Origin of the sequence: Pseudomonas sp. GM41(2012) (assembly GCF_000282315.2) — a bacterium.
In the GTDB taxonomy this organism is placed as follows: domain Bacteria; phylum Pseudomonadota; class Gammaproteobacteria; order Pseudomonadales; family Pseudomonadaceae; genus Aquipseudomonas.
The window spans coordinates 158,464-175,671 of record NZ_AKJN02000007.1 but is presented as its reverse complement, the minus strand read 5'-3'; the positions used below and the strand labels follow the sequence as shown (position 1 = coordinate 175,671).

General features: G+C 59.4%; 20 protein-coding genes. 14 read left to right on the top strand and 6 right to left on the bottom strand.

Annotated elements, in window-relative coordinates; genetic code table 11:
• Nucleotides 1-16: 16 nt before the first annotated feature.
• From PMI27_RS13625 to PMI27_RS13635, 3 genes are all read left to right on the top strand, one after another.
• Nucleotides 17-457 carry an EamA family transporter gene (locus PMI27_RS13625; RefSeq protein WP_008156652.1) on the top strand — a complete coding sequence of 147 codons (441 nt, stop codon included), beginning with the start codon at nt 17-19 and terminating at the stop codon, nt 455-457.
• Between the two features lie 179 nt (nt 458-636).
• The gene (locus PMI27_RS13630; RefSeq protein ID WP_008156654.1) at nt 637-1,509 is read left to right on the top strand and encodes a Tim44 domain-containing protein; all 873 of its coding nucleotides are present in this window, start codon (nt 637-639) and stop codon (nt 1,507-1,509) included.
• 136 nt (nt 1,510-1,645) lie between these two features.
• Nucleotides 1,646-2,053 (top strand): SMI1/KNR4 family protein, encoded by a 408-nt coding sequence (locus PMI27_RS13635; protein WP_008156656.1) that lies wholly within the window; start codon nt 1,646-1,648, stop codon nt 2,051-2,053.
• A gap of 21 nt (nt 2,054-2,074) precedes the next feature.
• Here PMI27_RS13635 and PMI27_RS13640 read toward each other — a convergent pair whose 3' ends face one another.
• Nucleotides 2,075-3,838, bottom strand: coding sequence for a cation:proton antiporter (locus tag PMI27_RS13640; protein ID WP_008156658.1), 1,764 nt, complete (start codon nt 3,836-3,838; stop codon nt 2,075-2,077).
• A 250-nt stretch (nt 3,839-4,088) separates the two neighbouring features.
• On the opposite strand from PMI27_RS13640, the gene PMI27_RS13645 reads away from it, so the two are divergent.
• Nucleotides 4,089-4,571, top strand: coding sequence for an acyl-CoA thioesterase (locus PMI27_RS13645; RefSeq protein ID WP_008156660.1), 483 nt, complete (start codon nt 4,089-4,091; stop codon nt 4,569-4,571).
• 91 nt (nt 4,572-4,662) lie between these two features.
• On the opposite strand, the gene pdxY is transcribed toward PMI27_RS13645, so the two are convergent.
• The gene (gene pdxY / locus PMI27_RS13650) at nt 4,663-5,535 is read right to left on the bottom strand and encodes a pyridoxal kinase PdxY (protein WP_008156662.1); all 873 of its coding nucleotides are present in this window, start codon (nt 5,533-5,535) and stop codon (nt 4,663-4,665) included.
• Nucleotides 5,536-5,655: 120 nt separating this feature from the next.
• On the opposite strand from pdxY, the gene PMI27_RS13655 reads away from it, so the two are divergent.
• Nucleotides 5,656-6,069 carry a DUF3301 domain-containing protein gene (locus tag PMI27_RS13655; RefSeq protein ID WP_008156664.1) on the top strand — a complete coding sequence of 138 codons (414 nt, stop codon included), beginning with the start codon at nt 5,656-5,658 and terminating at the stop codon, nt 6,067-6,069.
• Between the two features lies 1 nt (nt 6,070).
• Here the strand turns inward: PMI27_RS13655 and PMI27_RS13660 are convergent, their stop codons facing one another.
• Nucleotides 6,071-7,042, bottom strand: a complete 972-nt coding sequence (locus PMI27_RS13660; protein WP_008156666.1) for a CobW family GTP-binding protein — start codon at nt 7,040-7,042, stop codon at nt 6,071-6,073.
• 27 nt (nt 7,043-7,069) lie between these two features.
• Between PMI27_RS13660 and PMI27_RS13665 the strand changes: the two genes are divergently transcribed.
• Nucleotides 7,070-7,426 carry a hypothetical protein gene (locus PMI27_RS13665; protein ID WP_008156668.1) on the top strand — a complete coding sequence of 119 codons (357 nt, stop codon included), beginning with the start codon at nt 7,070-7,072 and terminating at the stop codon, nt 7,424-7,426.
• A gap of 4 nt (nt 7,427-7,430) precedes the next feature.
• On the opposite strand, the gene PMI27_RS13670 is transcribed toward PMI27_RS13665, so the two are convergent.
• Together PMI27_RS13670 and zigA are read right to left on the bottom strand one after the other, a co-directional pair.
• The gene (locus PMI27_RS13670; protein WP_008156670.1) at nt 7,431-8,081 is read right to left on the bottom strand and encodes a DUF1826 domain-containing protein; all 651 of its coding nucleotides are present in this window, start codon (nt 8,079-8,081) and stop codon (nt 7,431-7,433) included.
• The gene (gene zigA / locus PMI27_RS13675) at nt 8,081-9,289 is read right to left on the bottom strand and encodes a zinc metallochaperone GTPase ZigA (RefSeq protein WP_008156672.1); all 1,209 of its coding nucleotides are present in this window, start codon (nt 9,287-9,289) and stop codon (nt 8,081-8,083) included. Before zigA ends, PMI27_RS13670 begins: the two co-directional genes overlap by 1 nt.
• Nucleotides 9,290-9,432: 143 nt before the next feature.
• Here zigA and PMI27_RS13680 point away from each other — a divergent pair, with 143 nt between their 5' ends.
• Nucleotides 9,433-9,810, top strand: coding sequence for a hypothetical protein (locus tag PMI27_RS13680; RefSeq protein WP_008156674.1), 378 nt, complete (start codon nt 9,433-9,435; stop codon nt 9,808-9,810).
• Here PMI27_RS13680 and PMI27_RS13685 read toward each other — a convergent pair.
• Nucleotides 9,807-11,003 carry an N-acetylmuramoyl-L-alanine amidase gene (locus PMI27_RS13685; RefSeq protein ID WP_008156675.1) on the bottom strand — a complete coding sequence of 399 codons (1,197 nt, stop codon included), beginning with the start codon at nt 11,001-11,003 and terminating at the stop codon, nt 9,807-9,809. The two genes, PMI27_RS13680 and PMI27_RS13685, sit on opposite strands and share 4 nt — an antisense overlap.
• A gap of 86 nt (nt 11,004-11,089) precedes the next feature.
• On the opposite strand from PMI27_RS13685, the gene folE2 reads away from it, so the two are divergent.
• From folE2 to PMI27_RS13720, 7 genes are read left to right on the top strand one after another with little or no spacing between them, the layout of a single operon-like run.
• Entirely contained in the window at nt 11,090-11,986 is an 897-nt protein-coding gene (folE2, locus tag PMI27_RS13690; RefSeq protein WP_008156678.1) for a GTP cyclohydrolase FolE2, read from the top strand.
• Nucleotides 11,983-12,651 carry a metal ABC transporter ATP-binding protein gene (locus PMI27_RS13695; RefSeq protein ID WP_008156680.1) on the top strand — a complete coding sequence of 223 codons (669 nt, stop codon included), beginning with the start codon at nt 11,983-11,985 and terminating at the stop codon, nt 12,649-12,651. The genes folE2 and PMI27_RS13695 overlap by 4 nt, the downstream gene beginning before the upstream one ends.
• On the top strand, nt 12,651-13,517 hold the full coding sequence (locus tag PMI27_RS13700; protein WP_008156682.1) for a metal ABC transporter permease: 867 nt from the start codon (nt 12,651-12,653) through the stop codon (nt 13,515-13,517). Before PMI27_RS13695 ends, PMI27_RS13700 begins: the two co-directional genes overlap by 1 nt.
• A gap of 11 nt (nt 13,518-13,528) precedes the next feature.
• Nucleotides 13,529-14,404: a metal ABC transporter substrate-binding protein gene (locus PMI27_RS13705; RefSeq protein ID WP_008156684.1), complete on the top strand. Its 876-nt coding sequence runs from the start codon at nt 13,529-13,531 to the stop codon at nt 14,402-14,404.
• A complete protein-coding gene (locus PMI27_RS13710; protein WP_008156686.1) occupies nt 14,401-14,961 on the top strand; it encodes a gamma carbonic anhydrase family protein in 561 nt (186 codons plus the stop codon). Before PMI27_RS13705 ends, PMI27_RS13710 begins: the two co-directional genes overlap by 4 nt.
• 2 nt (nt 14,962-14,963) lie before the next feature.
• The gene (locus tag PMI27_RS13715; protein WP_008156688.1) at nt 14,964-16,301 is read left to right on the top strand and encodes a dihydroorotase; all 1,338 of its coding nucleotides are present in this window, start codon (nt 14,964-14,966) and stop codon (nt 16,299-16,301) included.
• Nucleotides 16,302-16,318: 17 nt separating this feature from the next.
• The gene (locus PMI27_RS13720; protein ID WP_008156690.1) at nt 16,319-17,200 is read left to right on the top strand and encodes a His/Gly/Thr/Pro-type tRNA ligase C-terminal domain-containing protein; all 882 of its coding nucleotides are present in this window, start codon (nt 16,319-16,321) and stop codon (nt 17,198-17,200) included.
• Nucleotides 17,201-17,208: the final 8 nt, after the last annotated feature.

The following is a 17,208-nucleotide window of genomic DNA, read 5'->3' as shown; positions in this document are numbered from 1 at the left end:
ATAAAGGCGCGACAACATGGGCTCAGGTTTCCTTTCTTCCTGGACATTCTGGGCCCTGTTGTCAGCGGCATTTGCTGCCATGACCGCGATTTTCGCGAAAATCGGCATCGAAAACGTCAACTCCGACTTCGCCACCCTACTGCGCACCGTGGTGGTTTTGGTCAGCCTGGCCTTGATTTTGTACGCCACGGGCCAATATCAGTCATTAGGATCGATCTCTGCCAGGAGCTACCTGTTCCTGTTGCTGTCGGGACTTGCCACCGGTGCCTCGTGGATCTGCTACTTCCGCGCACTGAAACTGGGGCCGGCCTCACTGGTCGCTCCGGTGGACAAGCTCAGCGTGGTACTGGTGGCGGTGCTCGGCGTGATCCTGCTGGGCGAAAAACTCGACCTGCGCCAATGGGGTGGAATCGGCCTGATTACAGCCGGTGTGGTCATGCTGGCGCTGCGCCGCTAGGCACCCTTCCTACAGAACCTATCCACTTACCCTACGGACCAAAATTAACAGGCCTTATTGCGCTGACTGAAGCTGAACGCAACCTGTCAGGCAAAAGCCCGAAACACTCTGCCGCTAGCCAGTAACACTTCAGCTGTGCAACATGGCGCGCGTGCCATCCACAAATGGGAATTCCCTTTATGAAACGTTTTCTTAGCATCGCCATGGCGTTGTGCATCGGCCTGACGATGAGCCTCGACGCCAACGCCAAGCGCTTTGGTGGCGGCAAGAGCTCCGGCGCTGCGCCGACTCACCAGACCAGCCAAATGGCGCCTTCTTCTGCCGCAGGTGGTGCTGCCGCCACTGCGGGCGCGGCCGGTGCCGCTGGCGCTGCCGCCAAAGCCGGCGGTGCTTCGCGCTGGCTCGGCCCTCTGGCCGGCATCGCGGCCGGTGGCCTGCTGGCCTCCATGTTCATGGGCGGCGGCTTCCAGGGCATGCAGATCTTCGACATCCTGATCATGGCCGTCATCGCCTTCCTGGTCTTCCGCTTCATCGCCGCGCGTCGTCGCAAGCAGCAGGAGCACATGGCTCCAGCTGGCGCACCGATGCAGCGTGAAGTGTTCGAGCAGAAGCCAACGGCCATGGGTTCGGTCTTTGGCGGCTCGGCAGCACCGGTTGCCGCTCGTCCGGTGATCAACGCTCCGGCCTGGTTCAATGAAAAGAACTTCATTGAAGCGGCCCGCAACCACTTCCAGTCCCTGCAGCAGCACTGGGACGCCAACGAAATGGACAAGATCGCCGAGTTCGTGACCCCGCAACTGCTCGAGTTCCTCAAGCGCGAACGTGCCGATCTGGGCGACGGTTTCCAGTCCACCTACATTGATAACCTCAATGTTCAACTGGACGGCGTGGATGATCGTGCCGACAAGACCATCGCCACCCTGACCTTCACCGGTGTGTCGAAGACCTCGCGTTTCGACCAGGGCGAAGTGTTCAGCGAAAGCTGGAACATGGAACGTCCGCAGGGCGAGAACCAGCCTTGGCTGGTCGCCGGTATCCGCCAGAACGGCTGATCCCTCCTGCGTTAAGCATGCTGTAACGAAAACCCCGGCCTAGCCGGGGTTTTTCTATTTCACGGTTGCATCTATAGCGAGCTACTGTATAAACCGCCCCAACTAAACCGCGCCATCAAGCAAGAGGATCCCGGACGTGGAAGAAATCATCGAACAACTGCGTGAAGCCAACGAACCGGTACCGGTCCCCTTGGAGTTGCCCGACGAAGATCAATTGGTGGAAATCGAAGAACAGCTGTTCATCGACATTCCGTTTGTCTTCAGAGAGTTTTTGCTGACCGTCAGCGACGTCGTCTACGGCAGCCTGGAGCCGGTGACCGTCACCGACCCGCAATCCCACACCTACCTGCCGGACGTTGCCGCCAACGCCTGGGATGCGGGTGTTGATCGCAGCATGATTCCGATCTGCCAGGACGGTGACAACTACTACCTGGTCGAAGAAGACGGCACCGTGGTGCTGTGGTTGGCCGAAGAAGAGCTGATCGCCGAAGAAACCTGGGAATCGGTATGGCACTGGGCGCGGGACGTCTGGCTGGAAAGCTGAGACGCCTGACGCGCTACAGGGTTAATGCCCGGACGAATCCTTGTGGTTGTCCAGTGTTTCAAGCAACGCCACCTGCATCCGCGTGTGCACGCGGATGAACCAGCGCCAGAGCAGCGCCGCTACAGCGGCCGCGACGACGACGATCAGCACCAGTAACTTGTTGGTCGGCAGAATACTGGCCGACAAGGCTGCCAGCAGCAGAAAAATCACCAGCAGCGAGAGGATCGGGATCACTTCGGCGATCACCCGACGCACTCGCTGCGTGTGGCGGCCGGCCATCTCCGGCTTCACGCCCATCTCCGCCAACAGCATCGAGAGCGCCTTGAGCTTGCGATAGGCGGCGATCAGGAACGGCAGCGACAACAGCAACGCCCCGCCCCAAATCAACGCTTTCTGCCAGCTCGGGTCGCTGATCCAGTCTTGCAGGTAAACGGACATGCGCTCAGCGAAAAAAGCACCCGAGAAGAAGATCGCAATCACCAGCGCCAGATTGACGCCCACCTGCAACAGAATCCGCCGAATCATCGACGCCAGCAGCGCGCCCTCGCCCTGAGGCTGGATGCTGCGCAGCCATTCGCCGTACATCCCCAATACCCTGCCCAGTCGCTTCGGCATCACCGCGGCAAGCTTGATCGACAGCGGATCAGCCGCGCGAATCAGGTAGGGCGTCAGCAACGTGGTGATCACCGAGACGGCAACGGCGACTGGGTAGAGGAAGTTGCTGGTGACCTGCAACGTCATGCCCAGCGCCGCGATGATGAAAGAAAATTCGCCAATCTGCGAAAGCCCCATCCCGACTCGAAGTGAGGTGCGTCCATCATTACCAGCGATAAAGGCGCCAAGGCCGCAAGAAAACATCTTGCCCAGCACCACGGCCACGGTAATCACCGCAATCGGCCATGCATATTGCAGCAGGATCATCGGATCGAGCATCAGCCCAATGGCGACAAAGAAGATCGCACTGAACAGGTCGCGAACCGGTTCGATCAAGCGCTCGATTTTCAGCAATTGCCGGGATTCAGCCATGATCGCGCCAATCAGGAAGGCGCCGAGCACCATGCTGTACTCAAGTTTGACCACCAGCAAACAGAAGCCGAAACACAGGCCTAACACCGTGATCAGCAGCATTTCATTGCTTTCGAACTTCGCCACGTAAGCCAGCAATCGCGGCACCAGCAGGATGCCGATGACCAGTGCGACAACCATGAACAGCGAGAGCTTGCCGACCGTTGAAAACACTTCGCCGGAACTGACCGTGCCGCTGACCGCGATGCTCGACAGCAACGCGATGATGCCGATGCCAAGGATGTCTTCAACAATCAGCACGCCGAAAATCAGCTGCGCGAAGCGCTCGTTCTTCATCTTCAGGTCGTTGAGCGCCTTGACGATGATGGTGGTCGAGGAAATCGCCAGGATCGCGCCAAGGAACAGCGAGTCCATGGTGTTCCAGTCGAACCAGCGACCGATCTCGTAGCCGATCCAGATCATCAGGACGATTTCCAGGAACGCCGCAATGAACGCCGTAGCGCCAACCTTGAACAGCTTACGCAGGCTGAACTCCAGGCCCAGACAGAACATCAGGAAAATCACACCGAGTTCGGCGAGGGTTTTGATAGTGTCTTCATCGTGGATCAGGCTGAACGGCGGGGTGTGCGGGCCGATGATGAAGCCGGCGACGATGTAGCCGAGCACCACCGGTTGTTTGAAGCGATGAAACAGCACGGTCACCACACCCGCGATCAACATGATCACTGCCAGATCTTGAATGAAACTGATGGCGTGCATGGTGTGGGGCTCCTGTTCGAGCAAGGTAAAAAATCCACTTCCCGCGTGGGAATTACCCTTGAGAAGGGGCTTTTGAAGGGTAACACCGCGACTTCTGGCAGAAAGGCGGTGCAATATATGGAAACAGATCGATCCAGGCGTGACGGCAGCCACCCGCCCGGCGTCCCGATAACTGTTGGTTTGAAAAGCTGACAAGGCCCCCGCAGAGGTGCCGCCCTCCCGAAATTCTGCCTTGAACCGTGAGAACGCTATGGAACCCGGAAACGCACAACTGTCGATGACGGTATTGATGACCCCCGACATGGCCAACTTCTCTGGCAATGTCCACGGCGGTACCTTGCTCAAATACCTCGACGAAGTGGCCTACGCGTGCGCCAGCCGTTATGCCGGCCGCTACGTGGTGACCCTGTCAGTGGACCAGGTGATTTTCCGCGAGCCGATTCATGTCGGCGAACTGGTGACCTTTCTGGCCTCGGTCAATTACACCGGCAACACCTCCATGGAGGTGGGCATCAAGGTGGTGACCGAGAACATCCGCGAGCGCTCGGTGCGCCACACCAACAGCTGCTTCTTCACCATGGTCGCAGTGGATGACGACCGCAAACCGGCTGTTGTCCCGCCTCTGCAACCGCAGAACAGCGAAGACAAACGCCGCTTCATGCAGGCCCAGCAGCGTCGGCAGATTCGTCAGGAACTGGAAAAGCGCTATCAGGACATCAAGGGCGACGCCTGACATGTTTTGTCGTTAGATCGCATTCGCGGGCAAGCCTCGCTCCTACAGATTTCTTACCGTACCTGTAGGAGCGAGGCTTGCCCGCGAAGCTTTAAAGGCTGATCGCTGCCGCCTCAAACCGCACCCGCGGATGGGCGATCCGGTCCTGAGCCCGTACCAGTTCCAGCTCATAGCTGGAGCAAGCCTGGGTTTCCAGCAGCACTTCATGTACCGCCGACGCGGCGAATTCGAAAGCCGCCACCAGGCTATCGCCCAACAGTACGCGAGCCAGAAACAGTCCGGAGGTCAGGTCGCCGACGCCCACCGGCTGACGCGGGAACGCCAGCAGCGGACGGCGCAAATGCCAGCTGTCTTCGGCCGTCACCAGCAACATCTCGAAAACATCCGCCGGTTTACCGGGATAGTCCAGATGCTTGACCAGCACAGCCTTCGGACCACGCGCCAGCAGCGCTCGCGCCATGGCCAGGCAATCGAACAACGATTGCGGCTTGCGTCCCGAAAAGCTGTCCAGCTCCAGCTGGTTCGGGCACATGAAGTCCGCCACGGCAGCCGCCTCCTCCAGCAGGAAATCGCTGACTTCCGCGGGCACGCTGCAACCCTTCTCCGGATGGCCCATCACTGGGTCACACAGATACAGTGCCTTGGGATTCATCGACTTGATCCGCGCCACCCCCGTCAGGATCGCCCGGCCCTGGGCAGCACTGCCGAGATAGCCAGACAGCACGGCGTCGCAGTTGCCCAGTTCGCCAATCGCCGCGATGCCTTCGACCAAATCAGGAATCTGATGCGGCGCCAGCACCTCACCGGCCCATTGGCCGTACTGGGTGTGGTTGGAGAACTGCACGGTATTGAGCGGCCAGACATTCACCCCGACCCGCTGCATCGGGAAAACCGCGGCGCTGTTGCCAGCGTGGCCGAACACCACGTGGGACTGGATGGCGAGCAGATGGGGCGTACGTTTCATGCGGTGGGTTTTCCGTCAAACGATTGAAATTCAAGCCGCGCAGTATGCGACTAAACGCAGCCTGTACGACAGACCGGCGACGCAGTTAAGCTGACACTATCTTGTTGGAGCAACGTGTTGATGCTGACCCTTGGAAATATCTTCGTCCTGATGCTGCTTGCCACCGGTGGCGCGTGGTTATGGCACAACCATGGCTTGCGCGAGCGCGCGCTGGAGCGGGTCAAGCTGCATTGCGCCAAGCTCGGAATCGAGCTGCTGGACGGCAATGTGGCCTTGAAGAAGATCGCATTCATTAAAGACGCAAACGGCCGGCGGCGCCTCGCCCGTGTGTATAACTTCGAATTCACCGTGACCGGTGAAAGCCGTCACAACGGCACCATCACGCAGTTCGGCGCCCACAGTGCGCAGATTGAGCTGGAGCCCTACCCGATGCCGTTCGACGACACACCTGCGGTGGCCGATGTAGTGAAACCGCGCGCCGAGGTGATCGAGATGAGTCAGTGGCGGCAAGAACACACTAAATGGCGTCCTTGATTTAAATCGGGCTCGACCGGCAGTCGGCTAGATCTCTTTGCAATGAATCAACATCCTGCGGCTCACTGAAAATCAGTTCGATGCGCGAATCACGCCGCCATTCGCTGGGCTGCCAGTCCAGCACCGGGTTTTCCAGTGCATTCGCCGAAACCCAACCGTCGACGCTGTGGATAACCAGCTTCGCCCTCCGCCAGGCCAGGCTTTCAAGCCAACGGCCAAGGCGCGTCGCATCGAAAGTCTGACTCGGATGCCAGCGCCACCCAACACTCCAGCCGCCCTCCTGCTCCTGGCTCAAGCAAATTGGCAGCGCAGGGTCGGTCCAGATGGCCGGCAGCTGTGCCAATCCTTTGGGTGCAACGAAGTTATCCACACCCGCTACAGCCTGAACCCCAAGCCCTGGTAACTCACTCAATGGCAATGCGGCTTGCTGCGTCCAGTACAACGGCCGCGCCGGCAACTGTGCAGCGATTCGCTGGCGATCGGCGTCGTCGAGATTTTCGGCTTTATTCATCAGCAACAACCCGGCGCTGTTCAGCGCTTCCTGTTGCGCCACCGGCAGCGGTTTGCCGGCAGCAAGCGCCTGGGCGTCCAGCACCAGTACGCAGGGTTGAACAGCCAACACGCCTTGCCACGGCGCCTCACTCAACTGCCTGAGCAATTGCGCCGGATGCCCCAGCCCGGAGGGCTCGATAAACAGCCGATCCGGCCGCGCCTTGCGTAGCAAACGCCCGAGGCCGATCTGAAACGGCGCACCATTGACGCAACACAAACAGCCTCCGGCCACTTCACCCAGTGCGATACCATCGGCGTCCCGGGTCAGCAACGCAGCGTCGAGGCCGATCTGACCGAACTCGTTGATCAGTACCGCCCAACGTTCATTCGCCGGCCGCTGCGCCAGCAGGTGCTTGATCAGGCTGGTCTTGCCGGCACCCAATGGGCCAGCAATGACGTGAGTGGGAATGTTCTGCAACATGGTCGAAAGTTTCTGAGGAGGTAAAGGATGCGGTTGATGGGATTGTCGTTGCTCCTGGCGCTCACTTCAGGTGAGGCGCTGGCTCAAGCCTGCGTGGTACATAGCACGGCTGCAAGACTCGACGTGAAAGTCTGCCAGCAGAACCGCAACATCCCGGAAAAACTGTTCGCCGATGGGTTCTGCCAGCCGAACCTTCCTGGCCAGAAAGTCGAGGTGCAGTACGTCGATCAATGCCCCACTGGCGCGTTCGGCGTGTGCAGCAACGCCCAAGTCGCCAATATGCCTTACCGGCAGGATATTCACTATTACGGCGTAGCCACGGATGCGGCGTATTTGAAGCCATTTTGTGAAGCCCAGAGCCAGGGAACCTGGCTCAAGCCGTGAGCCGCTAGCTCAGCCAGTCGAGCGTCAGGATCAGCCGCCGCTCACCGGACGCAAGCTGTGGCGACCGGTGAATAAGGCCGAAGCCTTCGTTGCCATGCCATTTCTCGCCTTTGAGCAACGCGACTTCGCCGCTGGCGATCTGCTCGATCAACGAATCATCCTGCGGTTCGGCTTCGGCTTTACCCAGTTGTCGGCGATCCATCGCACCTTCCTTCAGCCACTGGCTGCCGATTCCGCAATACGTGGTGATCAGCCGCACCGGCACGTGATCGACGTGGAAACGCGGGCACATGGCTTTGTCCAGGACCCGCAGGCGCAAGCCGACACGCTTGGCTCCCAGCAAACAGGCGAAAGCACTGACCAGCCAGGAGACGTCGGCGATGAAACCTTCGTAACCTTCCAGATCGCTGAAACCTGAGGCCAATCCGTGAAGATTGGGTTCGGTGTCATCGCCGGGCAGTTCCAAGACCAGCGACTCGGCCAACGGCTCGTTCAGTGACAGCAGCAAACGCCCGAAATCAGCGATGTGCGCCGGCAATTGGCGCTGCCAAACGGCGAGGTTTACACCGTCATCCAGTACTCGGGTCAACACTCGCGGCGTCTCACCTTGAACCTGACAAATGATCGGCCGCAGTTTCAGACTGGGTGCCAACATCAGGCTGCCACCTCTTCATGCCACGGGCCAAATGGATCTGGCAGCAATCGCCAGCACTCGACGCCTAACGCCATTTCGTCGTCGGTCAGCAGGCAATTGTCGAGTTCGGCGGTGAGTTGCGCGAAGTCCATGTTCTGGCCGATGAACACCAGTTCCTGGCGGCAATCGCCGGTGGCTGCGGTCCAGTTTTCCATGATCCCGGCGGTGCTTTCTTCGTCTTGCGGCCACTGGGTTTTCGGCACGAAACGCCACCAGCGCCCAGCGAAACCATGGCGCATCAATCCGCCGGCCTGGGACCAACTACCGGCGTCCATGTGCTTGCTGGCCAGCCAGAAGAAGCCCTTGGAGCGCAGCAGTTTACCGTTCACCCACGGGCGGTCAATGAAGCTGAAAAAGCGCTGCGGATGAAACGGTCGGCGTGCTCGATAGGCTGTCGAGGCGATGCCGTATTCCTCGGTTTCGGGCACGTGTTCGCCACGCAGTTCCTGTAGCCAGCCCGGCGCCTGAGCGGCCTTTTCGAAGTCAAAACGACCGGTATTGAGGATTTTCTTGAGCGGCACTTCGCCCATCACCATCGGAATGATTTCGGCCTGGGCATTGAGCCGTTCGAGGATCGCGATCAGCTCCTGGCGTTCACTGCTGCTGATCAAATCGATCTTGCTGATCAGGATCACGTCGGCGAATTCGATCTGCTCGATCAACAGATCAGTGATCGAGCGTTCGTCCTCTTCACCCAAGGTTTCGCCACGGGAAGCGAGGCTTTCGGCGGCCTGATAGTCGAGCAGGAAGTTCATGCCATCGACCACGGTGACCATGGTGTCGAGCCGGGCGATGTCGGCCAGGCTCTGCCCTTCTTCATCCCGAAAGGTGAAGGTTTCCGCCACGGGCAGTGGCTCTGAAATGCCGGTGGATTCGATCAATAAATAATCAAAACGACCCTCCTTGGCGAGTTTGCTCACCTCTTCCAGCAAGTCTTCGCGCAAGGTGCAGCAGATGCAGCCATTGCTCATCTCCACCAGTTTTTCTTCCGCACGATTCAGGGTGACATCGCGCTGGACTTCACCGCCATCGATGTTGATTTCGCTCATATCATTGACGATCACGGCGACGCGCAGGTTGTCGCGATTGCGCAGCACGTAGTTGAGCAGCGTGCTTTTGCCAGCGCCGAGAAAGCCCGACAGGACGGTTACGGGGAGACGATTGGGCATCAGGTATTCCTCACAGAGATGCCCGGTCGCAATGTCGGGCTTAACTCAATGTTATAGTATAACAACACAATCAAGCCACTCTCCTCTTGCCCAAGATGCCAAAGGGCACGATGCTCAAACCCGTTCGGTCCGAGAGAAATCCTATGCGTGTCGCCCTGAAAATAACGCTGATGAGCGTTTCGCTACTGGTCGCTGTCGGCGCCTGGGCGCAAAGCCCGAGCCTGGCCAAATGCACCCGAAGCGCCAATCTGCTGGCCTGCGTGGATGGCGACGGCAACGCCTACAGCGTCAACACCGTCGCAAGCACGATCTATCTGCGGGGCTTCGAAGCGGCCGGCAAACGCCACTGGGCGCAGACCAACAGTCGCTACGGGCAACTCACGTTCTTTACCGGGCTCGCTTCCGATGGCGAGGCTTGGGTCGGTTACAACCGCCGCGTCGGCTGGACCACGATCAATCGGTTTTCCAGCTCCGGTGGCAGCAGCGGCAAGTTCACCTGTAGCCGAATTGCAGGGTGTTAGGCCTGGGATTTTTTCTGCGCTTGCTGCCAAGCGATGTAACTGTTTACCGGCGGATTTTTCTGGAAGTAGCGCTGTAGCCCTTCGAACAAGCCATCGGCTACCGCCTGCTGGTGGCGTGCAGTGACCAGTCGCTGACTGTCGCGAGCGTTGGAGATGAAGCCGGTTTCCACCAGGATCGACGGCACGTCCGGCGACTTCAGCACCGCAAATCCGGCTTGTTCCACGCGCTTCTGATGCAGCGTGGTGATGCCCGCCAGGCTGCCGAGCACCGTGCTGCCCAACTGCAAACTGGCGGCGATGGTCGCGTTCATCGACATGTCGAGAATGACCCCGGCAAGCATCGGGTCCTTATCCTTGAGATTGAGCAGGCTGGTAGCACCCAGCAGGTCTGCGCCGTTCTCACGTTGTGCCATGAAACGCGCGGTCGCCGAGGTTGCTCCACCCTCCGACAGGCAGTAGACCGAAGCGCCTGACGCGGTGAGACGCGGTGCGGCATCGGCATGCACCGAGATGAACATGTCGGCGTTGTGCTTGCGGGCGATCTCCACACGCTTGCGCAACGGGACGAAGAAGTCGTCGTTGCGCACCAGTTTCACGTCGAAGCCCTTCTCGCGTTTCAGTCGTTTGGCCAATAGCTGGGCGATGGACAGCACCACGTCTTTCTCACGCTCACCTTTGGCGCCGACCGCGCCGGGGTCTTTGCCACCGTGACCGGGATCGACCACGACGATGATGTCGCGCTTGGGATGTGCTTTGTCGACGGTCGCCTCGGGCGCAGCCGTCATTTGTAACGGTGCAGCCGTCCTCAGATCGAGTACCAGTCGATGGCCCTGACCGTCCTGTGGCGGCAGTAAAAAACTGGCGAGCTGCACCGGACTGCTGAGGTCGAGGACGATTCGCGTATCGCCCTGGCCGAAGGGCCCGGAGCGTATCGAGCGAATCACGGTGTTGCCGAGCGTCAACTGACTGAAATCGCCACTGAGGTTGGCGCCACTCAGATCGATGATCAGCCGTTCGGGAGCGCTCAGGGAAAACGTCTTGTATTGCACCGGCCCGCTCAGATCGAACACCAATCGCAGCTTGTCATCCGAACGCCAGAGCCGCGCATTGCGAATCTGAGTGGCCGAGACGCCAAACGGTAAAGCGAAGGCCACGCTGGCCAGGATCAGGTTCAACAAGTGACGTCTGTGCATGATGAAAGCCTATTCATGAAAAAGGCATGGTTGATTTTAATGTAATAACATAACATACGAAATCGACTCCCACGATGGACCTGCTCATGAATGCGCTGACTCTGCCGGATATTGCCGCGCAGGCCTCACGCCAAGCCCTGCCACTCGACTGGGTGGGCATGTGCGGCGTTGCTCTTCCTGTTTTGTTCGATGGCCAACGATTGAGTGCAAAGGCCGACGCCGGCGTTAGTCTCGACGATGGCGAGGCGCGCGGGATTCATATGTCGCGGCTGTATTTGGCGTTGGAAATGCTCGAGCAAGAAAACCTGACACCCGCCTTGTTGCGGCGAGTTTTGCAAAGTTTTCTCGAGACTCATGAAGGACTGTCCGCCAGCGCGTACTTAAAAATCCACACCGATTTACTGCTCAAAAGACCGGCGCTGGTCAGTCCATTGGCCGGCTGGAAAACCTATCCAGTGAGTATCGAAGCACGTTTGAAAAACGCGATGTTCCACGTGGAACTAAAAATCGACGTGCCTTATTCCTCGACTTGTCCGTGTTCCGCCGCACTTTCCCGGCAACTGATTCAGCAGCAATTCGTCGATGACTTCGCCAACAAGCCGCTGCAACACGCCGATGTGTTGGCTTGGCTCGGCTCTACAAAAGGTATCGTCGCAACGCCTCACAGCCAACGGAGCACTGCGAAATTGCGGCTTCGACTGGACGACTATCTGGATGACTTGCCGCTGATCGCAATCATCAACGACGCCGAAGCGGCCCTCGGCACCGCCGTGCAAACCGCCGTAAAACGCGCCGACGAACAAGCCTTCGCGCTGGCCAACGGTCAGAACCTGATGTTCTGCGAAGACGCCGCGCGACGTTTGAACCTGGCCCTGAAACGCTCCCCCGGCATCAACGCCTTCCACATACGAGTCGTCCACGCGGAAAGCCTCCACGCCCACGATGCGGTCGCCGAAAGCCACTGGAACTGGGAGGCCGCATGATCAGTTGCCAAGCCTTGCGTTGGGGTGCACCCGGCCAGCCACTGACTCCCTCCGTGGATTTCGAACTGGCCAAAGGAAGTCTGACCGCCGTAATCGGTGCCAATGGCTCGGGCAAAAGCAGCCTGCTGAAAGTCATCGCGGGTTTGCAAAAACCGCTGATGGGCAAAGTCATCCTGGATGTTCCACGCAAGGGCAGCCTCTCGTTCCTGCCCCAGCAACAACACCTGGATCGTCAATTCCCCATCAGCCTGCAAGAGTTAGTGGCCGCCGGTTTCTGGGGTAGCACGCAGTCTCCCGAGATACGCAGTCAACGCCTCAAAGCCGTGCTGGAAAACTGGTGTCTGAGCGGACTGGAACAGCGCCCATTGATGGCCTTGTCCGGTGGCGAATTACAGCGTGCCCTGCTCGCCCGTTTGAGCCTCGCCGACGCACCATTGCTATTGCTCGACGAACCCCACGCCGCCCTCGACGAGCTCGGCCAAGCGCTGCTCTGGAAACACATTCACACCTGGCATGCCGAAGGCCGAACCCAGATGATCGTGTGCCATGACCTGGCCGCCGTTCGCCAACACATTCCTCAAACGTTACTGATCAAAAGCAGCGGCTGCGTCCTCGGATCGAGCGTTGATCTGATCCACCAACAACCCCATACGCAGGTGGCCTGATGCTCGCAGCCGCTCATCTTTGGCAACCGTTCCACGAGTTCTTGTTCATGCGGCGAGCGCTTCTCGGCGGGTTGGTTCTGGCATGCAGCACCGCACCGTTAGGCGTGTTTTTGATCCTGCGACGCATGAGCCTGATCGGCGACGCGGTGGCTCACGGCATTCTGCCGGGGGCCGCATTGGGCTTCTGGTTCGCCGGATTGAGTCTGCCGGCGCTGACCATCGGCGGCCTCGGTGCCGGTCTCGGCATGGCCGGACTCGCTGCCTGGATCACCCGTCGCACCGGCCTGCGAGAAGACGCCAGCCTCGCCGCGATCTACCCGATTTCCCTTGCCTGCGGTGTACTGATCCTCGGCATCGCCGGCAAACGTCTGGACCTGTTGCACCTGTTGTTTGGTTCAGCGCTGGCCGTCGATGGCCCGACGTTGACCGGCATGGTGTGGGTCTCGGGATTCAGCCTGATCGCCATGGCGTGCATCTACAAACCGCTATTGCTGGACACCCTCGACCCACTCTTTCTGCAAACCGTCAGCCGACTCGGTCCCCTGGCTCACGGCGTATTTCTGACCCTGGTGGTGCTGAATCTGGTAATCGGTTTTCAAGCCATCGGTGCGCTGATGGTGGTCGGTTTGATGATGCTGCCCGCCGCCGCGTCGCGCTTCTGGAGTCGTCGCTTGCCCGTGTTGATGGCCATCGCCGCCCTGCTCGGCTGCCTCTCGGTGTGGCTCGGACTGTTGCTGTCGTTCTACTACTCGCTGCCCAGTGGCCCGGCGATCGTGCTGGTGGCTGGCGGTTTGTATCTGCTGTCCGTGGTGTTCGGACCGGTGCACGGTTTGCTGCGCCGCCCGCCTTTGCTCACATCCCAATGAGGTGTTACCCGATGCGCGCTTTACTCGTGCTGTTCAGTTTGCTGCTGTCGATGTCGCTGTCTGCTGCGGAAAAACTTCAGGTAGTCACCAGTTTCAGCATCCTCGCCGACATGACCCAGCAAGTCGGCGGCGACCATATCCAGCTCACCAACATGGTCGGCCCGGACGCCGATGCTCACACGTACGAGCCGACCCCGGACGACGCCAAGGCGTTGCTCAAAGCCAAACTCATCATCAAAAACGGCTTGGGTTTCGAGCCATGGCTGGACCGCCTGGTGACCAGCTCCGAGACCCAAGCGCCAGTGATCAGCGCGAGCCACGGGGTCATCCCGCGCGCCCTGGATGAAGATGGCGAGACGATTCCCGACCCGCACGCTTGGCACAATCTGGCGAACGCTGAGCTGTATATCAGCAACATCACCAAGGCGCTGATCGCCGCCGACCCTACGAACAAAGCCGACTACGAACGCAACAGTCAGGCCTACCTGAAACAGATCTACGCGCTGCTTGCCGAAGCCAAGGTCAAACTCGGTTCGTTGCCACCGGGCAATCGAAAAATCGTGACGTCTCATGACGCCTTCGGTTATCTCGGTCAGGCTTACGGCATCGACTTCATGGCGCCTCAAGGCCTATCCACTGAACGCGAACCGTCAGCCGCCGAAGTCGCCGCATTGATCACTCAGATTCGCCAGGCCAAGGTCAAAGCGGTGTTCATGGAAAACATCAAGGATGCACGCCTGCTCAAGCAGATTGCGGATGAAAGCGGCGCGCACATCGGTGGCACGTTGTACTCCGATGCGCTCGCGGCTAACGGTCCGGCCAGCACTTTCGTCGGGTTGTTCGAGTACAACCTCAACACCCTGTACAACGCGTTGAGCAAGCCATGATCCGCAAGAATCCTTCCGGTGATTTGCCGGTGATCGCGGAGTCTGCCTACGTGGATAAAACCGCCATCATCTACGGCAAAGTGATGATTGGCGAGAACGTCTTCGTCGGTCCTTACGCGGTGATTCGGGCCGACGAGGTGGATGCCTCAGGCGAGATGGAGCCGATCACCATCGGCGCCAACTCGAACATCCAGGATGGCGTGGTGATCCACTCCAAGTCCGGGGCAGCAGTGACCATCGGCGAGTTCAGTTCCATCGCCCACCGCTCGATCGTTCATGGTCCGTGCACGGTTGGCGACCGGGTGTTTATCGGGTTCAACAGCGTGCTGTTCAACTGCGCAGTCGGTGACGGCTGCGTGGTGCGCCACAACTCGGTGGTCGACGGTCGCGACCTGCCTGAAGACTTCTATGTGCCCTCCACCACCCGCATCGGCCCGAAAACGGATCTGTCGCAGTTCCCACCGGTGAGCGTCAGCGCCTCGGAGTTTTCCGAGGACGTGGCGCGCACCAACGTCGACCTTGTGCGTGGCTACAAAGCCCTGCAGAACGAGTTCTGACCATGAGCAGCGTGCTGATTCGCAATGCCCGGCTGGTGAATGAAGGCCGTGAGTTTGATGGTGATCTGTTGGTTAGCAACGGGCGAATCGTGAAGATCGCCAGCAGCATCCACGGTGAAAATGCCAACGTGGAAATCGATGCACAAGGGCAATGGCTGTTGCCCGGAATGATCGACGACCAAGTGCACTTCCGCGATCCAGGCTCGCCAGACAAAGGCAGCGTCTACACCGAATCGCGGGCTGCGGTGGCCGGTGGCATCACCAGCTTCATGGACATGCCCAACACCCATCCGGCGACCCTGACCCTCAGCGCACTGACCGACAAAAAGCGTCGAGCGGCAACTAACTCCGTCGCCAATTACGGCTTTCATTTCGGCGTGAGCAACGACAATCTCGACACCGTCGCCAGGCTCAATCCTTGTGAAGTAGCTGGTGTCAAAGTGTTCATGGGCGCTTCGACCGGGAACATGCTGGTCGATGACCCACAGATTCTCGAGCGGTTATTCGCCGAGGTGCCGACCCTTTTGTTGGCCCACTGCGAGTACACGCCCAGCATCAACGCCAACGCAGCGAACCTGCGTGAATTGTTCGGCGAACACATTCCCGCTGCGGCCCACCCGCTGATCCGCAACGCCGAGGCCTGCTTTCGCTCCTCCTCAATGGCTGTGGAACTGGCCAGGCGTCACGGCACCCGACTGCATGTTCTACACCTGACCACCGCCCGCGAACTGGCGTTGTTCGAAGACAAGCCACTCGCCCAGAAACGCATCACCGCCGAAGTCTGCCTGCACCACTTGCTATTCGATGACCGGGATTACCCGAGCCTCGGCAACCTGATCAAGTGCAACCCGGCGATCAAAACCCAGGCTGACCGCGATGCCTTGCGCGAAGCATTGCTGAGCGATCGGCTCGACGTGATCGGCAGCGATCATGCGCCTCACACCTGGGCTGAAAAACAGCGGCCGTACAGCCAGGCGCCTTCCGGCTTGCCGTTGGTGCAACATGCCCTGCCCGCGTTGCTGGAACTGGTCGCGGATGAAGTGTTGCCGATCACTACGCTCGTCGCAAAAACCAGTCACCGGGTTGCCGATCTGTTCGCCATTCCCGACCGCGGTTATTTGCGCGAAGGCTATTGGGCCGACCTCGTTATGATCAAACCCGAACCTGGCGGCGTCGCCGTTTCCCAGCAGCCGATCCTGTCTCAATGCGGCTGGACACCTTTTGCCCGACAGCGTTTTCGCCACAGCGTCAGCACCACGATCGTGTCGGGGCAAATTGCCTGGCACGACCAACGTCTTAATGACAACTGCCAGGGTTTACCACTACGGTTTATGCGCTAGCACTCGAGAGCACCGACATGATTCACATCACCCTGAGCGATGGTTCATTGCGTGAATACGACCAGCCACTGTCGGTGTACGAGCTCGCCGCGAGTATCGGACCCGGACTGGCAAAAGCGGCGGTGGCCGGCCGAGTAGACGGCATCCTGGTGGACTGTGAGTTCATGATCGAAGCCGATGCCCGGGTCAGCATCGTCACGCCGCAAGAGCCCGATGGGCTGGAGATCCTGCGACGCTCCTGTGTACTGATGCTGGCCATGGCCGTTAAACAACTCCATCCACAGGTGCAATTGCACTCAGGAACGGCGCTGGGCGACGGGTTCTTTCATGAGTTTTCTGCCGAGCGATCCTTAACGCAGACAGACCTGCCACTGATCGAAGCCCGCATGCAGACGCTGGCGGCGACCAATCACTCGATTCGCCGTCAAGGAAAGACGCCGCTGTACCGCCTGGGGAACGTCGAATCTACGACCGCTGGCCCGCATGTCCCCGCGACCAGAGTGCTGCAAGCGTTCACCCTCGATCACGTCAGCGGTACGTTGCCGCAACGTATTTACGGTACGTGCTGGTCCTGCCAACAAGAGCTTGATAACTGGCGGACACCGCCACACGTCATGATCGTCAGCATGGACCAACGTCAGGCGGATTACGCGCAGTCGGTAACCGAGGCAATGCGCAGAAGTGGCGTGCGCGCCCGTGCGGATTTGCGCCACGAGAAAGTCCGCCAAAAAATTCGCGAGCACAGTCAGCACGTGCCGTATCTGGTGGTGATCGGGGAGAAAGAAAAAGAAGGCGGGTTTGTCAGTGTGCGCAGCCGCACTGGGGAGGATTTCGGCAGGATGAGCGTTGAGACGGTGTGTGAGTGGTTGAATCAGGCCCGCTCCCACACAGTCATGTAAGGGCGCGG

Excerpts from the sequence above, each read along its gene's own strand:
- PMI27_RS13625 (WP_008156652.1), top strand. The coding sequence starts at position 17 with ATGGGCTCAGGTTTCCTTTCTTCCTGGACATTCTGGGCCCTGTTGTCA.
- PMI27_RS13630 (WP_008156654.1), top strand. The coding sequence starts at position 637 with ATGAAACGTTTTCTTAGCATCGCCATGGCGTTGTGCATCGGCCTGACG.
- PMI27_RS13640 (WP_008156658.1), bottom strand. The coding sequence starts at position 3,838 with ATGCACGCCATCAGTTTCATTCAAGATCTGGCAGTGATCATGTTGATC.
- PMI27_RS13645 (WP_008156660.1), top strand. The coding sequence starts at position 4,089 with ATGGAACCCGGAAACGCACAACTGTCGATGACGGTATTGATGACCCCC.
- pdxY (WP_008156662.1), bottom strand. The coding sequence starts at position 5,535 with ATGAAACGTACGCCCCATCTGCTCGCCATCCAGTCCCACGTGGTGTTC.
- PMI27_RS13655 (WP_008156664.1), top strand. The coding sequence starts at position 5,656 with ATGCTGACCCTTGGAAATATCTTCGTCCTGATGCTGCTTGCCACCGGT.
- PMI27_RS13660 (WP_008156666.1), bottom strand. The coding sequence starts at position 7,042 with ATGTTGCAGAACATTCCCACTCACGTCATTGCTGGCCCATTGGGTGCC.
- PMI27_RS13665 (WP_008156668.1), top strand. The coding sequence starts at position 7,070 with ATGCGGTTGATGGGATTGTCGTTGCTCCTGGCGCTCACTTCAGGTGAG.
- PMI27_RS13670 (WP_008156670.1), bottom strand. The coding sequence starts at position 8,081 with ATGTTGGCACCCAGTCTGAAACTGCGGCCGATCATTTGTCAGGTTCAA.
- zigA (WP_008156672.1), bottom strand. The coding sequence starts at position 9,289 with ATGCCCAATCGTCTCCCCGTAACCGTCCTGTCGGGCTTTCTCGGCGCT.
- PMI27_RS13680 (WP_008156674.1), top strand. The coding sequence starts at position 9,433 with ATGCGTGTCGCCCTGAAAATAACGCTGATGAGCGTTTCGCTACTGGTC.
- PMI27_RS13685 (WP_008156675.1), bottom strand. The coding sequence starts at position 11,003 with ATGCACAGACGTCACTTGTTGAACCTGATCCTGGCCAGCGTGGCCTTC.
- folE2 (WP_008156678.1), top strand. The coding sequence starts at position 11,090 with ATGAATGCGCTGACTCTGCCGGATATTGCCGCGCAGGCCTCACGCCAA.
- PMI27_RS13695 (WP_008156680.1), top strand. The coding sequence starts at position 11,983 with ATGATCAGTTGCCAAGCCTTGCGTTGGGGTGCACCCGGCCAGCCACTG.
- PMI27_RS13700 (WP_008156682.1), top strand. The coding sequence starts at position 12,651 with ATGCTCGCAGCCGCTCATCTTTGGCAACCGTTCCACGAGTTCTTGTTC.
- PMI27_RS13705 (WP_008156684.1), top strand. The coding sequence starts at position 13,529 with ATGCGCGCTTTACTCGTGCTGTTCAGTTTGCTGCTGTCGATGTCGCTG.
- PMI27_RS13710 (WP_008156686.1), top strand. The coding sequence starts at position 14,401 with ATGATCCGCAAGAATCCTTCCGGTGATTTGCCGGTGATCGCGGAGTCT.
- PMI27_RS13715 (WP_008156688.1), top strand. The coding sequence starts at position 14,964 with ATGAGCAGCGTGCTGATTCGCAATGCCCGGCTGGTGAATGAAGGCCGT.
- PMI27_RS13720 (WP_008156690.1), top strand. The coding sequence starts at position 16,319 with ATGATTCACATCACCCTGAGCGATGGTTCATTGCGTGAATACGACCAG.